15 protein-coding genes are annotated in these 16,037 nt (G+C 69.8%); 7 read left to right on the forward strand and 8 right to left on the reverse strand.

Features of this window, described 5'->3' with window-relative positions:
- Window positions 1-705, forward strand: a 705-nt coding sequence (locus MKK65_RS01915) for an acyl-CoA carboxylase subunit beta (RefSeq protein ID WP_279596459.1), incomplete at its 5' end; no start/stop codon positions are given.
- 39 nt (window positions 706-744) lie between these two features.
- Here MKK65_RS01915 and MKK65_RS01920 read toward each other — a convergent pair.
- The 3 genes from MKK65_RS01920 to MKK65_RS01930 form a co-directional block, all read right to left on the reverse strand.
- On the reverse strand, window positions 745-1,206 hold the full coding sequence (locus MKK65_RS01920; protein WP_058194374.1) for a hypothetical protein: 462 nt from the start codon (window positions 1,204-1,206) through the stop codon (window positions 745-747).
- 110 nt (window positions 1,207-1,316) lie between these two features.
- Entirely contained in the window at window positions 1,317-1,823 is a 507-nt protein-coding gene (locus MKK65_RS01925) for a hypothetical protein (RefSeq protein ID WP_243954845.1), read from the reverse strand.
- Between the two features lie 101 nt (window positions 1,824-1,924).
- Window positions 1,925-2,842, reverse strand: coding sequence for a metallophosphoesterase (locus tag MKK65_RS01930; RefSeq protein ID WP_243954847.1), 918 nt, complete (start codon window positions 2,840-2,842; stop codon window positions 1,925-1,927).
- A gap of 182 nt (window positions 2,843-3,024) precedes the next feature.
- Between MKK65_RS01930 and hemC the strand changes: the two genes are divergently transcribed.
- Window positions 3,025-3,948 carry a hydroxymethylbilane synthase gene (gene hemC / locus MKK65_RS01935; protein WP_243954849.1) on the forward strand — a complete coding sequence of 308 codons (924 nt, stop codon included), beginning with the start codon at window positions 3,025-3,027 and terminating at the stop codon, window positions 3,946-3,948.
- A gap of 77 nt (window positions 3,949-4,025) precedes the next feature.
- Here hemC and MKK65_RS31090 read toward each other — a convergent pair whose 3' ends face one another.
- The 4 genes from MKK65_RS31090 to MKK65_RS01950 all read right to left on the reverse strand — a co-directional run bounded on the left by MKK65_RS31090 (window position 4,026) and on the right by MKK65_RS01950 (window position 8,386).
- Window positions 4,026-4,160: a hypothetical protein gene (locus tag MKK65_RS31090; protein WP_279596475.1), complete on the reverse strand. Its 135-nt coding sequence runs from the start codon at window positions 4,158-4,160 to the stop codon at window positions 4,026-4,028.
- Window positions 4,161-4,169: 9 nt separating this feature from the next.
- Window positions 4,170-5,240: a phytoene/squalene synthase family protein gene (locus tag MKK65_RS01940; protein ID WP_243954851.1), complete on the reverse strand. Its 1,071-nt coding sequence runs from the start codon at window positions 5,238-5,240 to the stop codon at window positions 4,170-4,172.
- A complete protein-coding gene (locus tag MKK65_RS01945) occupies window positions 5,221-6,744 on the reverse strand; it encodes a phytoene desaturase (protein ID WP_243954853.1) in 1,524 nt (507 codons plus the stop codon). Before MKK65_RS01945 ends, MKK65_RS01940 begins: the two co-directional genes overlap by 20 nt.
- Window positions 6,745-6,820: 76 nt before the next feature.
- Window positions 6,821-8,386, reverse strand: coding sequence for a hypothetical protein (locus MKK65_RS01950; RefSeq protein ID WP_243954855.1), 1,566 nt, complete (start codon window positions 8,384-8,386; stop codon window positions 6,821-6,823).
- A gap of 273 nt (window positions 8,387-8,659) precedes the next feature.
- Here MKK65_RS01950 and MKK65_RS01955 point away from each other — a divergent pair, with 273 nt between their 5' ends.
- From MKK65_RS01955 to MKK65_RS01965, 3 genes are read left to right on the forward strand one after another with little or no spacing between them, the layout of a single operon-like run.
- The gene (locus tag MKK65_RS01955; RefSeq protein ID WP_243954858.1) at window positions 8,660-9,631 is read left to right on the forward strand and encodes a GDP-L-fucose synthase family protein; all 972 of its coding nucleotides are present in this window, start codon (window positions 8,660-8,662) and stop codon (window positions 9,629-9,631) included.
- A gap of 42 nt (window positions 9,632-9,673) precedes the next feature.
- Window positions 9,674-10,705, forward strand: coding sequence for an SGNH/GDSL hydrolase family protein (locus MKK65_RS01960; protein ID WP_243954859.1), 1,032 nt, complete (start codon window positions 9,674-9,676; stop codon window positions 10,703-10,705).
- Between the two features lie 3 nt (window positions 10,706-10,708).
- Window positions 10,709-11,386 (forward strand): GDSL-type esterase/lipase family protein, encoded by a 678-nt coding sequence (locus MKK65_RS01965; protein WP_243954861.1) that lies wholly within the window; start codon window positions 10,709-10,711, stop codon window positions 11,384-11,386.
- A gap of 203 nt (window positions 11,387-11,589) precedes the next feature.
- On the opposite strand, the gene ilvD is transcribed toward MKK65_RS01965, so the two are convergent.
- Window positions 11,590-13,419 (reverse strand): dihydroxy-acid dehydratase, encoded by a 1,830-nt coding sequence (ilvD, locus tag MKK65_RS01970; protein ID WP_243954863.1) that lies wholly within the window; start codon window positions 13,417-13,419, stop codon window positions 11,590-11,592.
- Window positions 13,420-13,566: 147 nt separating this feature from the next.
- Between ilvD and ade the strand changes: the two genes are divergently transcribed.
- Both ade and MKK65_RS01980 read left to right on the forward strand, forming a co-directional pair.
- Entirely contained in the window at window positions 13,567-15,288 is a 1,722-nt protein-coding gene (gene ade / locus MKK65_RS01975; RefSeq protein ID WP_243954865.1) for an adenine deaminase, read from the forward strand.
- An 88-nt stretch (window positions 15,289-15,376) separates the two neighbouring features.
- Window positions 15,377-15,802: an organic hydroperoxide resistance protein gene (locus MKK65_RS01980; protein ID WP_058192172.1), complete on the forward strand. Its 426-nt coding sequence runs from the start codon at window positions 15,377-15,379 to the stop codon at window positions 15,800-15,802.
- Window positions 15,803-16,037 lie beyond the last annotated feature (235 nt).

Consider the following 16,037-nt stretch of genomic DNA (forward strand, 5'->3'; position numbering starts at 1 on the left):
CCGAACAAGCCCTACGACATGGGCGAGCTGATCCGCCGGGTGGTCGACGAGGGCGACTTCTTCGAGATCCAGGCGGCCTATGCCCGCAACATCATGACCGGCTTCGGCCGGATCGAGGGCCGCACGGTCGGGTTCGTCGCCAACCAGCCGATGGTGCTGGCCGGCGTGCTCGACTCGGATGCCTCGCGCAAGGCCGCCCGGTTCGTGCGCTTCTGCGACGCCTTCGCGATCCCGATCGTGACCTTCGTGGACGTGCCGGGCTTCCTGCCGGGCACCGCGCAGGAATATGGCGGCCTGATCAAGCACGGCGCCAAGCTGCTCTTCGCCTATTCCCAGGCAACGGTGCCGCTGGTCACGATCATCACCCGCAAGGCCTTCGGCGGCGCCTACGACGTGATGGCGTCCAAGCATGTCGGCGCCGACCTCAACTACGCCTGGCCCACCGCGCAGATCGCCGTGATGGGCGCCAAGGGCGCCGTGGAGATCATCTTCCGCAGCGAGATCGGCGACCCGGAGAAGATAGCCGCCCGCACCGGCGAGTACGAGGACCGGTTCCTCTCACCCTTCGTGGCGGCCGAGCGCGGCTATATCGACGAGGTGATCATGCCACACTCGACCCGCCGCCGGATCGCCCGGGCGCTGGGCATGCTCCGCACCAAGGAGATGGAGCAGCCCTGGAAGAAGCACGACAACATCCCGCTCTGAGGCGTACCACGCGGGGCGGCGGCTTCCGCGGCCGGTCTCTCAGCTCCGGTCGCTGTGCTCGATCACCGCGCACAGGGTCAGGGGCCCCTTGTCGGGCGAGACCATGGTCGAGCAGGTGATCCGAGCGCCGCCCAGGTCGACATTGCTGTGCCGCAGGCGGACGGCGTCGGCCTGGGCGCGGTGCGCGGCTTCCGTGATCGTCGCGGCGTCGATGCCGGTGACCGCGTGACCGGCCCGGCCGAAGGTATCGTAATACACGTCCGGCGGATTCGCCCCACGATACTGGGCGCCGACCGAGGACAGGTCCGGCGTGCCGCAGGCGAGGGACAGGGTCATGTCCGGGCCGGCGGTGAAGCTGGCGTAATCGCTGCGCCGCTCGGTCGCCTTCGCGGCCGTCTCCGCCGTGACCTTGTCGATCAGCGTGTCGCAGGATTGCGCCCGGGCGGGGCCGGGACCGGCTACGAGGACGCCCAGGGCAAGGATGGAGAGGAGTGCGCGCATCGCCAGAACATAGCGCGGGAACCGGGACCCGCGAGGGGCGCGGCGTTCGGGCGCTGCTGGTCCAGCAGCCGACCTCGCGACGCTGGCCGGCGGCATCGGTCGGATGTTCCTCAAGCAGGCAGCGCTTCAGCCGACTGATAGCCTTGCGTTGCAATGCGCTTGGCGCCGAATAGGCGCCGGCCAACGACGTCACCATGTCGCTCCGGTCGGCACGCTCCGCGACCGTGAGGTGTCGGTGCAGCAGGGGAATCGACGGGTCGGCAACCTGAGAGAAAGGCCGACGCGCCTGCGTGTATCGCCAAGCGCTCGAACGCGGCGGACATCGCGTCGATCCCGAGGGGCGTCTCCAGGAACTCGAGGATCTGCGTCTTCTCGCTCGCCGTGACCGGGCTCCCGGTCCGCACGATCTGGATCATGCGTATGCGTGCGGCCAAGCGCGCATCGTGGACGCGCTCCGGGGACGGGCCGAACACGTCCACCAGGACGGATCTCGGCCGCCGCTGAAGCCTCCCCGTGTCTCGGTCGACCGCGTTGAGGTGTTGAACCGTGCGCTGCGCCCGCAGGATCCAGAACAGGATGGCGGCCAGGACTCCCACCACGGCGATGAGGATCGGCAAAGCGGCCTCGCCCTCGATTCGAGACCGCGATATCGCCGCGCTGAATAAGCCCGGTCGATTTGACGCATGCCGTCCGGCGACGGGCGGCGGGCGGACCGGGATTAGGCGGCACTCGCCTCGGCATCCACAGATCCGAGCTCCAGCAAAACGATCTCTGGCGGCACGCCGAAGCGCACCGGGATCCGGCTCATGCCGAAACCGCCCGACACGATCAGGTGGCGCCCGTCCTGGATGACGTGGCCGTAGGCGTAATCGTGCCCGCGCACCCGCCGGATCGCGGGCGAATGCCCGAACAGCCGGATCTGCCCGCCATGGGTATGGCCGGCGAGCGTCAGCGAAACCCTGTCGGGCACGTCGGCGAAGATGTCGGGCTCGTGGGCCATCAGGATCACCGGCGCGTCGTCGGTGATCGTGCCGAGGGTGGCGGGCAGGTCGTCGAGGCCGACATCGAAGCTGTTGAAGTAGGGCTGCTGATCGGCGAGGCCGGCGAGCCAGAACGGCCGCCCGTCCTTCACCAGCCGGACCGCCTCGTTCTCCATCACCGGGATCCCGCGGGCCTCCAGGAGATGCTTGACCGCGGGCGAGCCACGCCGGGAGCGCTGGACGGCGTGGTCGTCCCACCAGTCGTGGTTGCCCAGGATCGCGTGGGTGCCGAGCGGCGCCTTCAGGCCCTCGACCATCCGGGCGAACTGCTCGAGCGGCAGCTTGCGCCAGGCGATCTTGCCGGCCGGGTAATCGCCGAGCATCAGCACGAGGTCGGGCTTCAATGCGTTGGTCGCGTCGATGATCTCCGCCACCCGGTCGAACGGCATATAAGGCTCGCAGATGTGGAAATCCGCCAACACCGCCACGCGCAGGCGGAGCGCCGGGTCCCAGCGCGGCAGAGCGGGCGCGTACGGCGTCACCACCAGGCGGTGCAGCGGCTCGACATCGACGGCGTAGACGCCGGTGGCTGCCACGAGCCCGGCGCCGGCGCCAAGTCCGGTCAGGAACTGCCGTCGGCTCGGCACGATCAGCATGGGGGATCCAAGGCTCTCGAAGTGACCTGCGAGCCGCTAGGCGCGCAGTCCGGCGAAACCGGGGCGGCGCCAGCCTGGCACGAAGACGCTTCAGCGAGTCTGAATTCCGCACCCGGCGATGGTCTGCGGCGACGGGCAGGCTATAACGGGCGGACAACGCCGCAAGAAACGTCCGGACCCCAATGTTGAACCGCCCTCTGCGCATCGGCACCCGCGGCAGCCCGATGGCCCTCGCACAGACCGGGATGGTGCGCGACAAGATCGTGGCCGCCAATCCGGGCCTCGAAACCGAGCTGGTGGTGGTCACCACGGTGGCCGACAAGATCCTCGATCGCCCGCTCTCCGAGATCGGCGGCAAGGGCCTGTTCACCAAGGAACTCGAGCAGGCTCTGTTCGCCGACGAAGTCGACGTCGCGGTGCATTCCATGAAGGACGTGGAGACCTGGCTGCCGGACGGTCTGGTGATCGGCTGCATTCTGGAGCGGGACGACCCGCGCGACGCGTTCCTGTCCCCGCATGCGGATGGGCTCGCCGGCCTTCCGCAGGGCGCACGGGTCGGCACGTCGTCGCTGCGGCGGGGCGCGCAGGTGCTGATGCACCGGCCGGACCTGAAGGTCGTGCCGCTGCGGGGCAACGCCAACACCCGGATGCGCAAGCTCGAATCCGGCGAGTGCGACGCGACCCTGCTGGCGCTCGCGGGGCTGCAGCGCCTCGGCCTGCAGGACATGGCCCGCAGCATCCTGTCGGTGGACGAGATGCTGCCGGCGGTGGCGCAGGGCGCGCTCGGGATCGAGTGCCGGATCGATGATGCCGCGATCCGCGATCTGCTGGCGCCGATCGCCTGCGCCCGCACAACCACGGCAATCGCGGCCGAGCGGGCGCTGCTCGCCGAGCTCGACGGCTCCTGCCGGACCCCGATCGCCGCCCTGGCACAGATCGACGGCGACCATCTCACGCTCGACGGGCTGCTGTTCCTGCCCGACGGCAGCCGACACTGGGCCGTCTCCCGGCAGGGCCCGGCGGCGGAGGCCGAGCGGATCGGCCGCGAGGCCGGCGCGGTGCTGAAGGACGCGGCAGGCGACACCTACACGCGGCACCTGCAATAGCCGGCGCCGTCAGCAGACCGACGACCATCCCGATCCCCGCATCCCGCTGAGATTGGGATTGTCCGACCGCAACCGGCTCACTCCCGCGCGTCACCGCGTGCGCGGTCGCGGCGGATGCTGCGGCGGACCGCGATGAGCTGCCAGAGGCCGAGCCCGAAGGCCAGGGCGAAGACCAGCCCGATATCGAAGGCGGCGAAGAGGCCGTCGCTCACGGGCCGGCCTCAGGACGGGGCGGAGCGGCCGTAAGCCTCGCGCTCGCGCATCCGCTCGATCAGCTCGAGCACGTGCACCACGCGGCCGCCCACGTCCCACCAGGGCCGCAGCACGGAAAGCCGTCGATCGGGCAGAGGCGGCTGACGCATCACCGCGTCGATCAGGAACGCGACTTCCGGAAGGGCCGGCGCCGCGAGGCCGGGTGTGGCCGGATCGGCGCGGAGGGCGCGAGCGATCAGGGTCAGCTTGCGCACGGTGCCGACCCGGGCGCGGGTGCTGATGGTATCATGATCCTGCACCGCCACGACGCGACCGATCTCGGCATAGATCAGCGCGGCAGTCCGGATCGCCGGGCGGCAGGGCGATGGCAGCGCCGCGATCCCGGCCTCGGCCCGGCGATAGAGTCCGTCCGCCTCGGCGAGCAGCCGGGCGACCACGCCGGCGAGCGCCGGGCTCGGCCGCGGATCAGCCAGGAACGCCGCCGGGTCGAGTCCCGCCGCGACCATCCAGTCGAGGGGCAGGTAGAGCCGGCCCATCCGGGCATCCTCGCCGACATCGCGGGCGATATTGGTGAGCTGCATGGCAGCGCCGAGATCGCAGGCGCGGGCGAGCGCGTCGGGGGAGCGCGCGCCCATGATCAGCGCCATCATGGCCCCGACCGAGCCCGCCACCCGGGCGGCATAGGCGTGCAGCGCGGACATGTCGGGGTAGCGCCGGCCCTCCGCATCCCAGGCAAAGCCCTCGATCAGCGCGTAGGGCAGGGCTTCGGGGATCGCGTAACGACCGACGATCTCCGAGAAGGCCCGATCGGCCGGCGTATCTGCCGGAGTGCCGGCATAGGCCAATGCGACCCGCCGACCGAGCCGCGCCACCGCGTCGCGACGGTCGGAGGCGGTGGCGGCGTCGTCGACGAGGTCGTCGGAGAGCCGGCAGAAGGCATAGAGGCCGTAGGCCGCCTCGCGCACCTCGCCGGGCAGCAGCCGTCCGGCGGCGAAGAAACTCTTCGAGCCGGCCCGGATCGCAACGCGGCAGGCGGTGCGGTCGGCGGCGGCTGCGAATTCAGGCGGAAACACGGGCATCCGGAACCACAAGATCGAGGATACGGGCGGAGGAGAGCACGCCGGGCAGACCCGCCCCAGGATGCGTGCCGGCTCCCACCAGGTACAGATTGCGGACGTCGCTCGACCGGTTGTGTGGCCGGAACCACGCGGATTGGGTCAGCACCGGCTCCAGGCCGAAGCCCGAGCCGCGGTAGCTCTGGAAATCGTCCTGGAATTCCTGGGGCGTCGTGACCTTCGAGGTGACGATGGCGTCGGACAGACCGGGCAGGACGCTCGATTCGAGCATTTCGGCGATCCGGCGCCGGTACGGCTCGGCGAGGGCGCCCCAATCCTGGCCGCCGGCCAGGTTCGGCACCGGCGCCAGAACGTAGAACGCGTCGCAGCCCGGGGGCGCGAGGCTCGGATCCGTCGCAGTGGGCCGATGCAGGTAGAGGCTCGCATCCTCGGCCAGCACCTTCTTGTCGAAGATGTCGGCCAGCAGGCCGCGATAGCGCGGCCCGAGCAGGATCATGTGGTGGGCGACGTCCGGGTAGCGGCGCTTCGTCCCGAAATACCAGACGAACAGCCCCATCGAGGAGCGCGCGCGCTTCAGCCGCCCGGAACTCCAGCGCCGGGGTTTCGGCAGCAGCCGCGCATGCGTCACCGCCGAATCGGCGTTCGAGACCACGAGATCGGCCGCGATCGTCTCCCCACCGGCGAGTTCGACGCCGGTCGCAATCCCGTTCTCGACCCGGATGCGGTCGACGTCGACGCCGAGCCGGACCCGGCCGTTCTGGCTCCGGATCAGGCGGACCAGACCATCGACCAGCTTGCCCGTGCCGCCCATGGCGAAATGGACGCCCCAGCGCCGCTCGAGATCGGCGATCAGGCAGTAGATCGCGCTGGCCCGGAACGGGTTGCCGCCGATCAGGAGCGGGTGGAAGCTGAATACGGTGCGCAGCCGCTCATCGCGGATGAAGCGCGCCACCACGGCGTGGACCGAGCGATGGCCCGACAGGCGCAGCAGGTCCGGGGCGATCTTCAGCATCGATCCGACGCTGCCGAACGGGACATGGCCGAGCTGCTCGAAGCCGATCCGGCAGACCGCGCGGCTGTGGTCCATGAAGCGGTCGTAGCCGGCGACATCGTCGGGGGCGAAGCGCGCCACCTCGGCGCGCATCCGCTCGGGATCGCCGGTGTACTCGAAGGTTTCTCCGTCGGCGAAGCGGATCCGGTAGAACGGATCGATCGGCACCAGCGCGACATCGTCGGAGAGCCGGCGGCCGGCGAGCTGCCACAGCTCCTCGAACAGCTGCGGCGCGGTGACGATGGTCGGACCGGCATCGAAGGTGAAGCCGTCCTGGCGGTGCACCCGGGCGCGGCCGCCCGGCTGCTCCAAGCGCTCCAGCACCGTCACCCGGTAGCCCCGGGCCCCGAGCCGGACCGCGGCGGCCAAGCCGCCGAAGCCCGAGCCGACGACGACCGCGTGCGGTCGCCGATCCGTCGCCTGCCGTTCCGACTGCTCGACCGCGAGTGTCAACATAACTTGACACTATGCCGGGGATTCTCCCGGGCGCAAGGCCGAAACGCGGGTCCGGCCCTGCTGACGCAGGTTGCCCTCAGAACTCGCCGGCCAGGCCGGCACGGACGCCGAGGTTGCTGTCGCCGGCGTAAGCGACGCCAGCGGTGATCGCGATCGGAACGCAGCAGGTCGGCAGCCGGTGCGCCACCGCGACGCCGCCGGCCCACTCGCCGCGATAGGTGGCGCCGTTCGTCGCCCAGGTGGTCTTGCCGGGAGCAGACGGCATCGGCGCGGTCGCCATCGCGATCGCCATGGCGACGCCCTGGCGGGCTTCCTTCCGGGTCTGGACCGCGTAGCGCTGCATCGTGTCGGTCTTGGCCTCCAGGTTGTTGACCTGGGACTGGACCGAATCGATCCGGTTGCCGAGGCCGACGATGGTCGAGGGACCGTAGGCCGAGGCCGCGAGGTTGCCGGCGGCGTCGGTGGTCACGAACGCCGTCGCTCCGCTCTGGGCTGCCGCACTCGCCTGCGAGGCGACACCGGCCAGCGTATAGGTGTTGGCGGCGTTGCCGATCGCCACCTGGTTGGCCTGGGTCGTCTTGACGTTGGCGCCGATCGCGATCGTGTTCGCCTGGTTGGCGGCGGCTCCGTTGCCGAGCGCGACGCTGTTGTTGCCGGCGGCCGAGGCTGCGGCACCGATGGCCGTGGATCCCGTGCCGGTCGCGCCGGCCACGAAGCCTAGCGCCGTGCTGCCGGCCCCCGAGGCCGCAGACGCGGTGCCGACCGCCGTGCCGCCCAACCCCTGGGCGCTCGCCGCGTAGCCGACGGCGACGCTGCCGGTGTTGACCGCGGCCGCCCCGGTGCCGAGTGCCGTCGACGCCGTTCCCGCCGCGCTCGATCCGAAGCCCACCGCCAGGGCGTCTCCGCCCGTCGCGACCGGTGCCGCAAGCGCGCTGGTGTTGTTGGCCGCGACGCCCGTGGCGCTGGAGAGCTGGGAGAGCCGGAGATCGGCGATGAAGGTCTGGCCCTGGGACTGCGTGACGTTGCCGGTCACGATATAGATGCCCTGGCCGTTGCCGCCGCCGCCACCGCCAGCAGTCCCGCCCGCGCCACCGGCCCCGCCGGCGCCGCCCGCACCCCCGGCACCGCCTGCTCCGCCGGTACCGCCACCGGTACTGCCACCGCCGGTACCGCCACCGCCGGTACCGCCGCCGCCGCCGGCGACTCCACCCACGGTGCCGAGGTACAGTCCGGTCCCGAGCAGGCCCTCGCCGGGACCCGTGGTCCCGACCAGCAGGCCGGTCCCGAGGACGCCGCCGCTGGTGCTGCCGATATTCAAGCCCGTGCCGAGGACGCCGGTGCCGGGATTGGTGGTGCCGACGGTAACCCCGGTCCCGAGGACGCCGCCGCTGGTGCTGCCGACATTCAGGCCGGTGCCGAGGATGCCGGTACCGGGATTCGTGGTGCCGACCGTGATCCCGGTTCCCAGGATACCGCCTCCAGTTGTATCAAGAGTTCCACGGAGAAGTTGCGCCTGCGCCGGGGCGACAACCGGGAGGGCGAGCAGGGCACCGGCCAGCAGGGGGGCGATGCGGCCGGCCGTTCGGCACAGGGCCGCATTCGATGTCCGCGGCCCAGCCGGGACGTCGGTCGAGTTACGCATCTCAGACTCCATTGCTGCGCGGCCCGGTCGCTTCCACCCCGAACCTGAAGTTCGGTGGGCGCTAGGCTGGTACCGGCACACCTTCTGGTAGAATGCTTAACACCAACTTTCGGTTGTATTTGTATTCGTCACTTCGCGTCTGGCGCGGCATCTCCCGCTCGGAAGCGGCTAAGATGCCCTGCGCCTCAGAAAATCCGCCTTTCCGCGGCGATATCCGCCCGGGACGGGGGTATGCTGGCCGAGTGAGCGCTGGCCGCAGGGATTGGACGCGTGATGGACGGGCGGGACAGGACCATCTTCGTGGCGGGGCACCGCGGGATGGTGGGATCGGCGATCGTGCGCCGGCTGCGGGAGCTGGGCTACGAGCGGATCCTCACGGCGGACCGGCAGGCGCTCGACCTGCTCGACCAGGCCGCCGTCCGCCAGTTCTTCGCCGCAAACCGGATCGATCAGCTCTACCTCGCCGCCGCCAAGGTCGGCGGGATCCACGCCAACAATGCCTACCCGGCCGAGTTCATTCACGAGAACCTGCTGATCCAGGCGAACCTCATCCATGCCGCGCACACGAGCGACGTGGACCGGCTGCTGTTCCTGGGCTCGTCGTGCATCTACCCGAAGCACGCGGCTCAGCCGATGCGCGAGGATGCGCTACTGACCGGTCTGCTGGAGCCGACCAACGAGCCCTACGCGATCGCCAAGATCGCTGGGATCAAGCTGTGCGAGAGCTACAACCGCCAATACGGGCGGCGCTACCGCAGCGTGATGCCAACCAACCTGTATGGGCCGAACGACAACTTCCATCCCGAGAACGCCCACGTCCTGCCGGCGCTGATGCGGCGCCTGCACGAGGCCAAGCAGGAGGGCCGCCCCTCCGTCACGGTGTGGGGCACCGGCCGGGCGATGCGCGAGTTCCTGCACGTCGACGACATGGCGCGCGCCAGCGTGTTCGTGATGGAGCTGGACGATTCGGTCTACGCGGCCAACACCAAGCCGGACCTGTCGCACATCAATGTCGGCACCGGCGCCGATTGCACCATCCGCGCGCTGGCCGAGGCGCTCGCCCGGGTGATCGGCTACGCGGGCCGGCTCGAGTTCGACGCGACCAAGCCCGACGGCACGCCGCGCAAGCTGATGGACGTGTCGCGCCTGCGCGCCATGGGCTGGCATCCGGAGATCGGCCTGGAGCAGGGCCTGGAGCAGACCTATGGGTGGTTCCTCGAGAACCACGCCACGCTGCGGCGCTGAGCGCGCCCGCCGCACGACTTCCGACCGGGCAGGAGAACCAGCATGGCCCCACGGGCCCCCGACGACGCCGAGCACGCGCGACGGCGCAAGTTCCTGCGGGACTTCCACACCTTCGATTCGAATATCCGCTTCCCGGCGCCCTACACGCAATTCGCCGGCAAGCCGCTCTCCCAGGCGGCGGAGCAGAACTGGCGCTACGACGCGCTCGGCTATCGGAACGACAGCCATCCCGAGGTGCGCCCGGCTTCCGAGACGCTGCGTGTGTTCGTTGTCGGCGACAGCACCCTGGTCGACGGCCAGGTCTTCGCCGATACGATTCCGGGGCGCCTCGAGACCGGGCTGAAGCAACGCCATGGGGCTGGCGCGCGGGTCTACAATTTCGGTGCGACTTCGGTCTGCCTGAACCAGATGATCGCGCTGATCACCACCCGGCTGATGGACCTTCAGCCCGACGTCATCTTCGTGCTCGGCGGCGCCACCGACATCTTCCAGCCGTGGAGCTTCGATCCGCGCGCCGGCTATCCGTACAACCACTTCGCGCAAGAGAGCCTGTGCGACTACTTCTTCAATACAGCCAAGAAGGACGAGGACGCCGAGGATCTGTCCTATGACAGTCTCCAAGCGCTGATCTTCGGCCGGCTCGACAACCTGCGGGCGCTGACGAACTGGCAGTCGGACATCTGGGAATGGGAGGTGGTCCGCCAGTTCGAGCTGGCCCTGAAGCGCCTCGGCCGTCTCTCCGGTGGCATCGGTGCGCCGGTGCGGTTCCTCCTGCAACCGGCGATCGTCCGTAAGTCCGAGCGGATCGGCGACGAGCAGAACGCCGCCTCCGGCGAGTTCCTGGCCTATCTCGACCGGCAATACACGCGGATCGAGCAGGTTCTGGGCCGGCTCGAAGCCGACGGCCTCGCGCAGGGGCCGTTCACCGCCCGGGATCTGAGCCGGATCTTCGAGGCCGACTCGCGCGCCCTGTTCACCGACATCGTCCACGTCACCTCGGAGGGCCGCCAGGTGATGGCCGACAGGCTGGCCGACGAGGTCGCGGAGATGCTCGTCCTCTCCGCGGAAGGCTAGGTCTTGGTCCGGCCAATCGTCTTCATCGGGGACTCGATCACCGAAGCCTGGGGCTTCCACCGGGCCGCCACCTTCGCGGCGCATGACCTGATCCCGCGGGGCGGCTCCGGCCAGACGGCGCGGTGGATCACCATGCGGTTCCGCCGCGACCTCGAGGAGACCGGTGCGCAGGGCGTCCACCTCCTGTGCGGCGTCAACGATATCGGCCGCAACGAGGGCTTCTTCGTTTCGGCCGAGGACATCGCCCGGACGCTGGCCGGCATGCTCGACGAGGCCCGGGCGCTGGGCGTGACGGCCTGGGTCGGCTCGATCATGCCGGCTGCCCGGATCCCCTGGAACCCTGAGGTCCCGGATGCCCCGGCGATGATCGCCGCGGTGAACGCCTGGCTGCGGGGCCACGCCCACGATCACGGCGCGACCTTCATCGACTACCACGCCGTGCTGGCGGACGAAGCCGGGGCTTTGCGTCGGGCCTACACGACGGACGGCCTGCATCTCAGCCCGGCCGGATACAAGGCGATCGAGCCGCTGATGCTGTCGGCCCTGGGGCGCGTGGAGGCGCCCGCTCAGGGTTTCACCGCCGCGACGCCGCCGAGATTCGGAGGACGACGCCGCGTTGCAGGGTTGGCGGCGACCGTTCTGGTGATCGTCGGCTTCGCCCTCCTGCTGACTTTGCGCTGACGGGGAAGCGGGTACCGCTTGTCCCCCACCGTCATCGCGAGCGGAGCGAAGCGACCCAGTGCGACGCTATGATCGGCAAGCCAGAGATGCCGTAGGTTGCTTCGCTCCGCACGTAATGACGGTGCGGGCCACACAGCCCCCTGATCGCAGATCGCAACGGAATGGGGTCGAGCATCCAGCAGCCCGACCCGCATCAGTCGCTATCACACCCGCCGCACCGCCCCGTGGGCCGCGCTGGTGGTCAGCATCGCATAGGCGCGGAGCGCCGTGCTGACCTTGCGCTTGCGCGGGCTCGCCGGCTGCCAGCCGGCGGCGTCCTGCTCGGCCCGGCGCCGCTCCAGCTCGGCGGGCTCGACCTCCAGGCGGATGCTGCGGGCCGGGATGTTGATGGCGATGGCATCGCCGTCGCGCACGAGGCCGATCAGGCCGCCCTCGGCCGCCTCCGGGGAGACGTGGCCGATCGACAGGCCTGAGGAGCCGCCGGAGAAGCGCCCGTCGGTCACCAGCGCGCAGGCTTTGCCGAGGCCCTTCGATTTCAGGTAGCTCGTGGGATAGAGCATCTCCTGCATGCCGGGACCGCCGCGCGGGCCCTCGTAGCGGATCAGCACCACCTCGCCGGCCGTGACCTTGCCGTTGAGGATGCCGTCCACCGCCGCGTCCTGGCTCTCGAAGACCCGGGCACGCCCCTCGAAGGTCAGGATCGAGGCGTCGACGCCGGCCGTCTTCACGATGCAGCCCTGCTCGGCGAGGTTGCCGTAGAGCACCGCCAGGCCGCCATCCTGCGAATAGGCATGGGCTGCGTCGCGGATCACGCCGCCCTCCCGGTCGAGGTCGAGTTCGTCGAAGCGGGATTCCTGGCTGAACGCCACCTGGGTCGGCACGCCGCCGGGCGCCGCCCGGTAGAAATTCAGGACCGAGGCGCTCGGGTTGTTGCACACATCCCAGCGGGCGAGCGCCGCGCCGAGGGTACCGGCGGACACGTTGCCGGTCTCGGTATCGATCAGCCCGGCCCGGTCGAGTTCACCGAGGATCGCCATGATCCCGCCGGCCCGGTGGACGTCCTCCATGTGGACGTTGGCCACCGCCGGGGCGACCTTGCACAGCACCGGCACCCGTCGGGACAGCCGGTCGATGTCGGGCATGGTGAACGGCACCTCCCCCTCGTGGGCGGCGGCGAGCAGGTGCAGCACCGTGTTGGTCGAGCCGCCCATGGCGATGTCGAGCGTCATGGCATTCTCGAACGCCGAAAAGCTCGCCACCGCCCGCGGCAGCACGCTCGCATCGTCCTGCTCATAATGGCGGCGGGCGAGATCGACGATCAGGTGGCCGGCCTCGACGAACAGGCGCTTGCGGTCGGCATGGGTCGCCAGCACCGAGCCGTTGCCCGGCAGGGCCAAGCCCAGAGCCTCCGTGAGGCAGTTCATCGAGTTCGCCGTGAACATCCCGGAGCACGACCCGCAGGTCGGGCAGGCCGAGCGCTCGATCACCTCGACATCGGCGTCCGAGATCCGGTCGTCGGCCGCCGCGATCATGGCGTCGACGAGATCTACCTTCTTGGCGATGCCGGGCAGCTGAACCTTGCCGGCCTCCATCGGGCCGCCAGAGACGAACACCGTCGGGATGTTGAGCCGCAGGCAGGCCATGAGCATGCCGGGGGTGATCTTGTCGCAATTCGAGATGCACACCATCGCGTCGGCGCAGTGCGCGTTGACCATGTACTCGACGGAATCGGCGATCAGCTCCCGGGAGGGCAGCGAGTAGAGCATGCCATCATGGCCCATCGCGATGCCGTCATCGACCGCGATGGTGTTGAACTCCTTGGCGACGCCGCCGGCCTTCTCGATCTCCCGGGCCACCAGCTGGCCGAGATCCTTCAGGTGGACGTGGCCGGGCACGAACTGCGTGAACGAGTTGACCACGGCGATGATCGGCTTGCCGAAATCGCCGTCCTTCATGCCGGTGGCGCGCCAGAGGCCGCGGGCGCCGGCCATGTTGCGGCCATGGGTGGTGGTGCGGGAACGATAGGCAGGCATCGCGCGGTTCAATCGGTTCAGAAGCGAATCTTTCAAAGGTGGGGGGCTTCTGCGCCCCCCGCCGCGTCGCTGCAAGCGTCGCCGGAGCCGGAGCGGCCGTGGCATGCTCCTGGCAGATACCGGATCGAAAAGAGGTTGAGTCGCGCGATGGACCGAGTGGATTTCCTGCGGCGAGCCATCGACCAAGGCCAGGGCCGGACCGAAGCCGACCTCGTACTCAAGGGTGGGCGCTTCCTCGACCTCGTCACCGGCGATCTCGTCGCCTCCGACATCGCCATCTGCGGCGACCGGATCGTCGGCACCTTCGGCAGCTATCGCGGCCGGCGGGAGGTGGACGTGTCCGGCAAGGTCGTGGTGCCGGGCTTCATCGACACACACTTCCACGTCGAATCCTCGCTGATGCCGCCGCAGGAATTCGAGCGCTGCGTCCTGCCTCACGGCGTCACCACGGGCGTGTGCGACCCGCACGAGATGGCGAACGTGCTGGGCGCGGAAGCCTTCGCGTGGTTCCTGGCTTCGTCCGAGACCCTTGCGATGGATCTGCGGGTCCAGCTTTCCTCCTGCGTTCCGGCCACCGACCATCTCGAGACGTCCGGCGCGCGGATCGAGGTGACGGACCTGTTGGCCTTTGCGCATCATCCGAAGGTCATCGGGCTCGCCGAGTTCATGAACTTCCCGGGTGTCCTCGCGGGCGCCCCCGGGGCGCTGGAAAAACTCGCGGCGTTCCAGGGCCGGCTGATCGACGGCCACGCCCCTCTGCTGCGCGGGGATGCGCTCAACGGCTACATCGCCGCCGGCATCCGCACCGAGCACGAGGCGACCACGCCCGAAGAGGCGATGGAGAAGCTCTCGAAGGGCATGACCGTGCTGATCCGGGAGGGCTCGGTCTCCAAAGATCTGCATGCCCTGGCGCCGATCCTGACCGAGCGCACGGCGCCGTTCCTGGCCTTCTGCACCGACGACCGGAACCCCCTCGACATCGCCGAGGAGGGCCACCTCGATTACGTCATCCGCACCGCCATCGCCCTGGGCGCCCCGCCGCTCGCGGCCTACCGGACGGCGTCCTGGTCGGCGGCCCGGGCCGTCGGGCTGCACGATCGCGGCCTGGTGGCGCCCGGCCAGCGCGCCGACCTCGTCGTCCTCGACGATTTTCTGGATTGCCGCGTCGCGCAGGTGTTCAGCGCCGGGCGGCTGGTGGAGGACGCCTTGTTCGCCGGCCGGCCGGCGATCCAGCCGATCGGTCGGGGCAGCTTGCGGGCGCGGCGGGTGACGGCGGCCGATTTCGCGGCCCCCGGCTCCGGGCCCTCGACCCCAGTAATCGGCGTGATGCCGGGCAAGATCATCACCCTGCGGCACGACCTGTCCCTGCCCTACGTCAATGGCGAGCGCCGGATCGACCTCGACCAGGACGTGATCAAGGTCGCCGTCGTCGAGCGCCACGGCAAGACGCCGCCGGGGGAGCGCGGAATCGGCGTGGCCTTCGTGAAGGGGTTCGGGCTGAAGCGTGGCGCCATCGCCTCCTCGGTCGGGCATGACAGCCACAACGTCACCGTGGTCGGCGCCGACGATGCCGACATGGCCGTGGCGGTGAACCGGCTCGGCGCCATCGAGGGCGGCTTCGTCGTGGTCGAGGGCGGCCGGGTGCTGGCCGAAATCGCCCTGCCGGTCGCGGGGCTGATGAGCCTGATGCCGTTCGATTCCATCCGCGCGTCGCTCGTGAGCCTGCGGGCGGCGGCGCGGGGCCTGGGCGTCGTCTTGCCGGAGCCATTTCTGCAAGTGGCGTTCCTGCCGCTGCCGGTGATTCCGCACCTCAAGATCACCGACAAGGGCCTTGTGGATGTCGACCGCTTCGCGCTCATCGATCCGTAAATTAGATTGCGCACAATCTACCTCGGGGCTATGCAGCCGGGGTGACGGCCCTAGATGCCGGACTCTCTTCCTGTAACCGGAGATCGCTATGTCCGTAGACGTGAAGTACCGCACCACCGCGACCGCCACCGGGGGCCGCGACGGCGCTGCCAAGACCGCCGACGGCAGCTTCGAGGTGAAGCTCTCGACTCCGAAGGAGCTCGGCGGAGCGGGCGGTCCGGGCGCGAACCCGGAGCAGCTTTTCGCCTCGGGCTACTCGGCCTGCTTCCTCGGCGCCTTGAAGGCCGTCGCTCCCTCGCTGAAGCTCAAGGTTCCGGCCGAGACCACCGTCACCGCCGATGTCGGCATCGGCCCGCGCTCGGAGGGCGGCTTCGGTATCACCGCCGACCTGACCGTCAGCCTGCCGGGCCTCGACCGCGCCGACGCGCAGAAGCTCGTGGACGCCGCCCATCAGGTCTGCCCGTACTCGAACGCCACCCGCGGCAACGTCGATGTCGGCCTGACGCTCGCCTGAGCCGGGCCGTCATTCGGCCCTTCTCCACCCCTTTCCCTCATCCTGAGGTACGCGCGCGAAGCGCGCGCCTCGAAGGAGCCCTCCAGCGGTCTCAGCGATCTCCGGATACCTCCTTCAAGGGCGCAGCCAAGCGGCGCTACCTCAGGATGAGGTCGCGGGTGGGATATCGGTAGGGTCGGCAATGCCCTCCCCGTCATCGCGAGCGCAGCGAAGCAACCCAGGGTCGCGCTACGTC

Origin of the sequence: Methylobacterium sp. J-001 (assembly GCF_022829565.1) — a bacterium.
GTDB lineage: Bacteria > Pseudomonadota > Alphaproteobacteria > Rhizobiales > Beijerinckiaceae > Methylobacterium.

Excerpts from the sequence above, each read along its gene's own strand:
- MKK65_RS01920 (WP_058194374.1), bottom strand. The coding sequence starts at position 1,206 with ATGCGCGCACTCCTCTCCATCCTTGCCCTGGGCGTCCTCGTAGCCGGT.
- MKK65_RS01930 (WP_243954847.1), bottom strand. The coding sequence starts at position 2,842 with ATGCTGATCGTGCCGAGCCGACGGCAGTTCCTGACCGGACTTGGCGCC.
- hemC (WP_243954849.1), top strand. The coding sequence starts at position 3,025 with ATGTTGAACCGCCCTCTGCGCATCGGCACCCGCGGCAGCCCGATGGCC.
- MKK65_RS01940 (WP_243954851.1), bottom strand. The coding sequence starts at position 5,240 with ATGCCCGTGTTTCCGCCTGAATTCGCAGCCGCCGCCGACCGCACCGCC.
- MKK65_RS01945 (WP_243954853.1), bottom strand. The coding sequence starts at position 6,744 with ATGTTGACACTCGCGGTCGAGCAGTCGGAACGGCAGGCGACGGATCGG.
- MKK65_RS01950 (WP_243954855.1), bottom strand. The coding sequence starts at position 8,386 with ATGCGTAACTCGACCGACGTCCCGGCTGGGCCGCGGACATCGAATGCG.
- MKK65_RS01955 (WP_243954858.1), top strand. The coding sequence starts at position 8,660 with ATGGACGGGCGGGACAGGACCATCTTCGTGGCGGGGCACCGCGGGATG.
- MKK65_RS01960 (WP_243954859.1), top strand. The coding sequence starts at position 9,674 with ATGGCCCCACGGGCCCCCGACGACGCCGAGCACGCGCGACGGCGCAAG.
- ilvD (WP_243954863.1), bottom strand. The coding sequence starts at position 13,419 with ATGCCTGCCTATCGTTCCCGCACCACCACCCATGGCCGCAACATGGCC.
- ade (WP_243954865.1), top strand. The coding sequence starts at position 13,567 with ATGGACCGAGTGGATTTCCTGCGGCGAGCCATCGACCAAGGCCAGGGC.
- MKK65_RS01980 (WP_058192172.1), top strand. The coding sequence starts at position 15,377 with ATGTCCGTAGACGTGAAGTACCGCACCACCGCGACCGCCACCGGGGGC.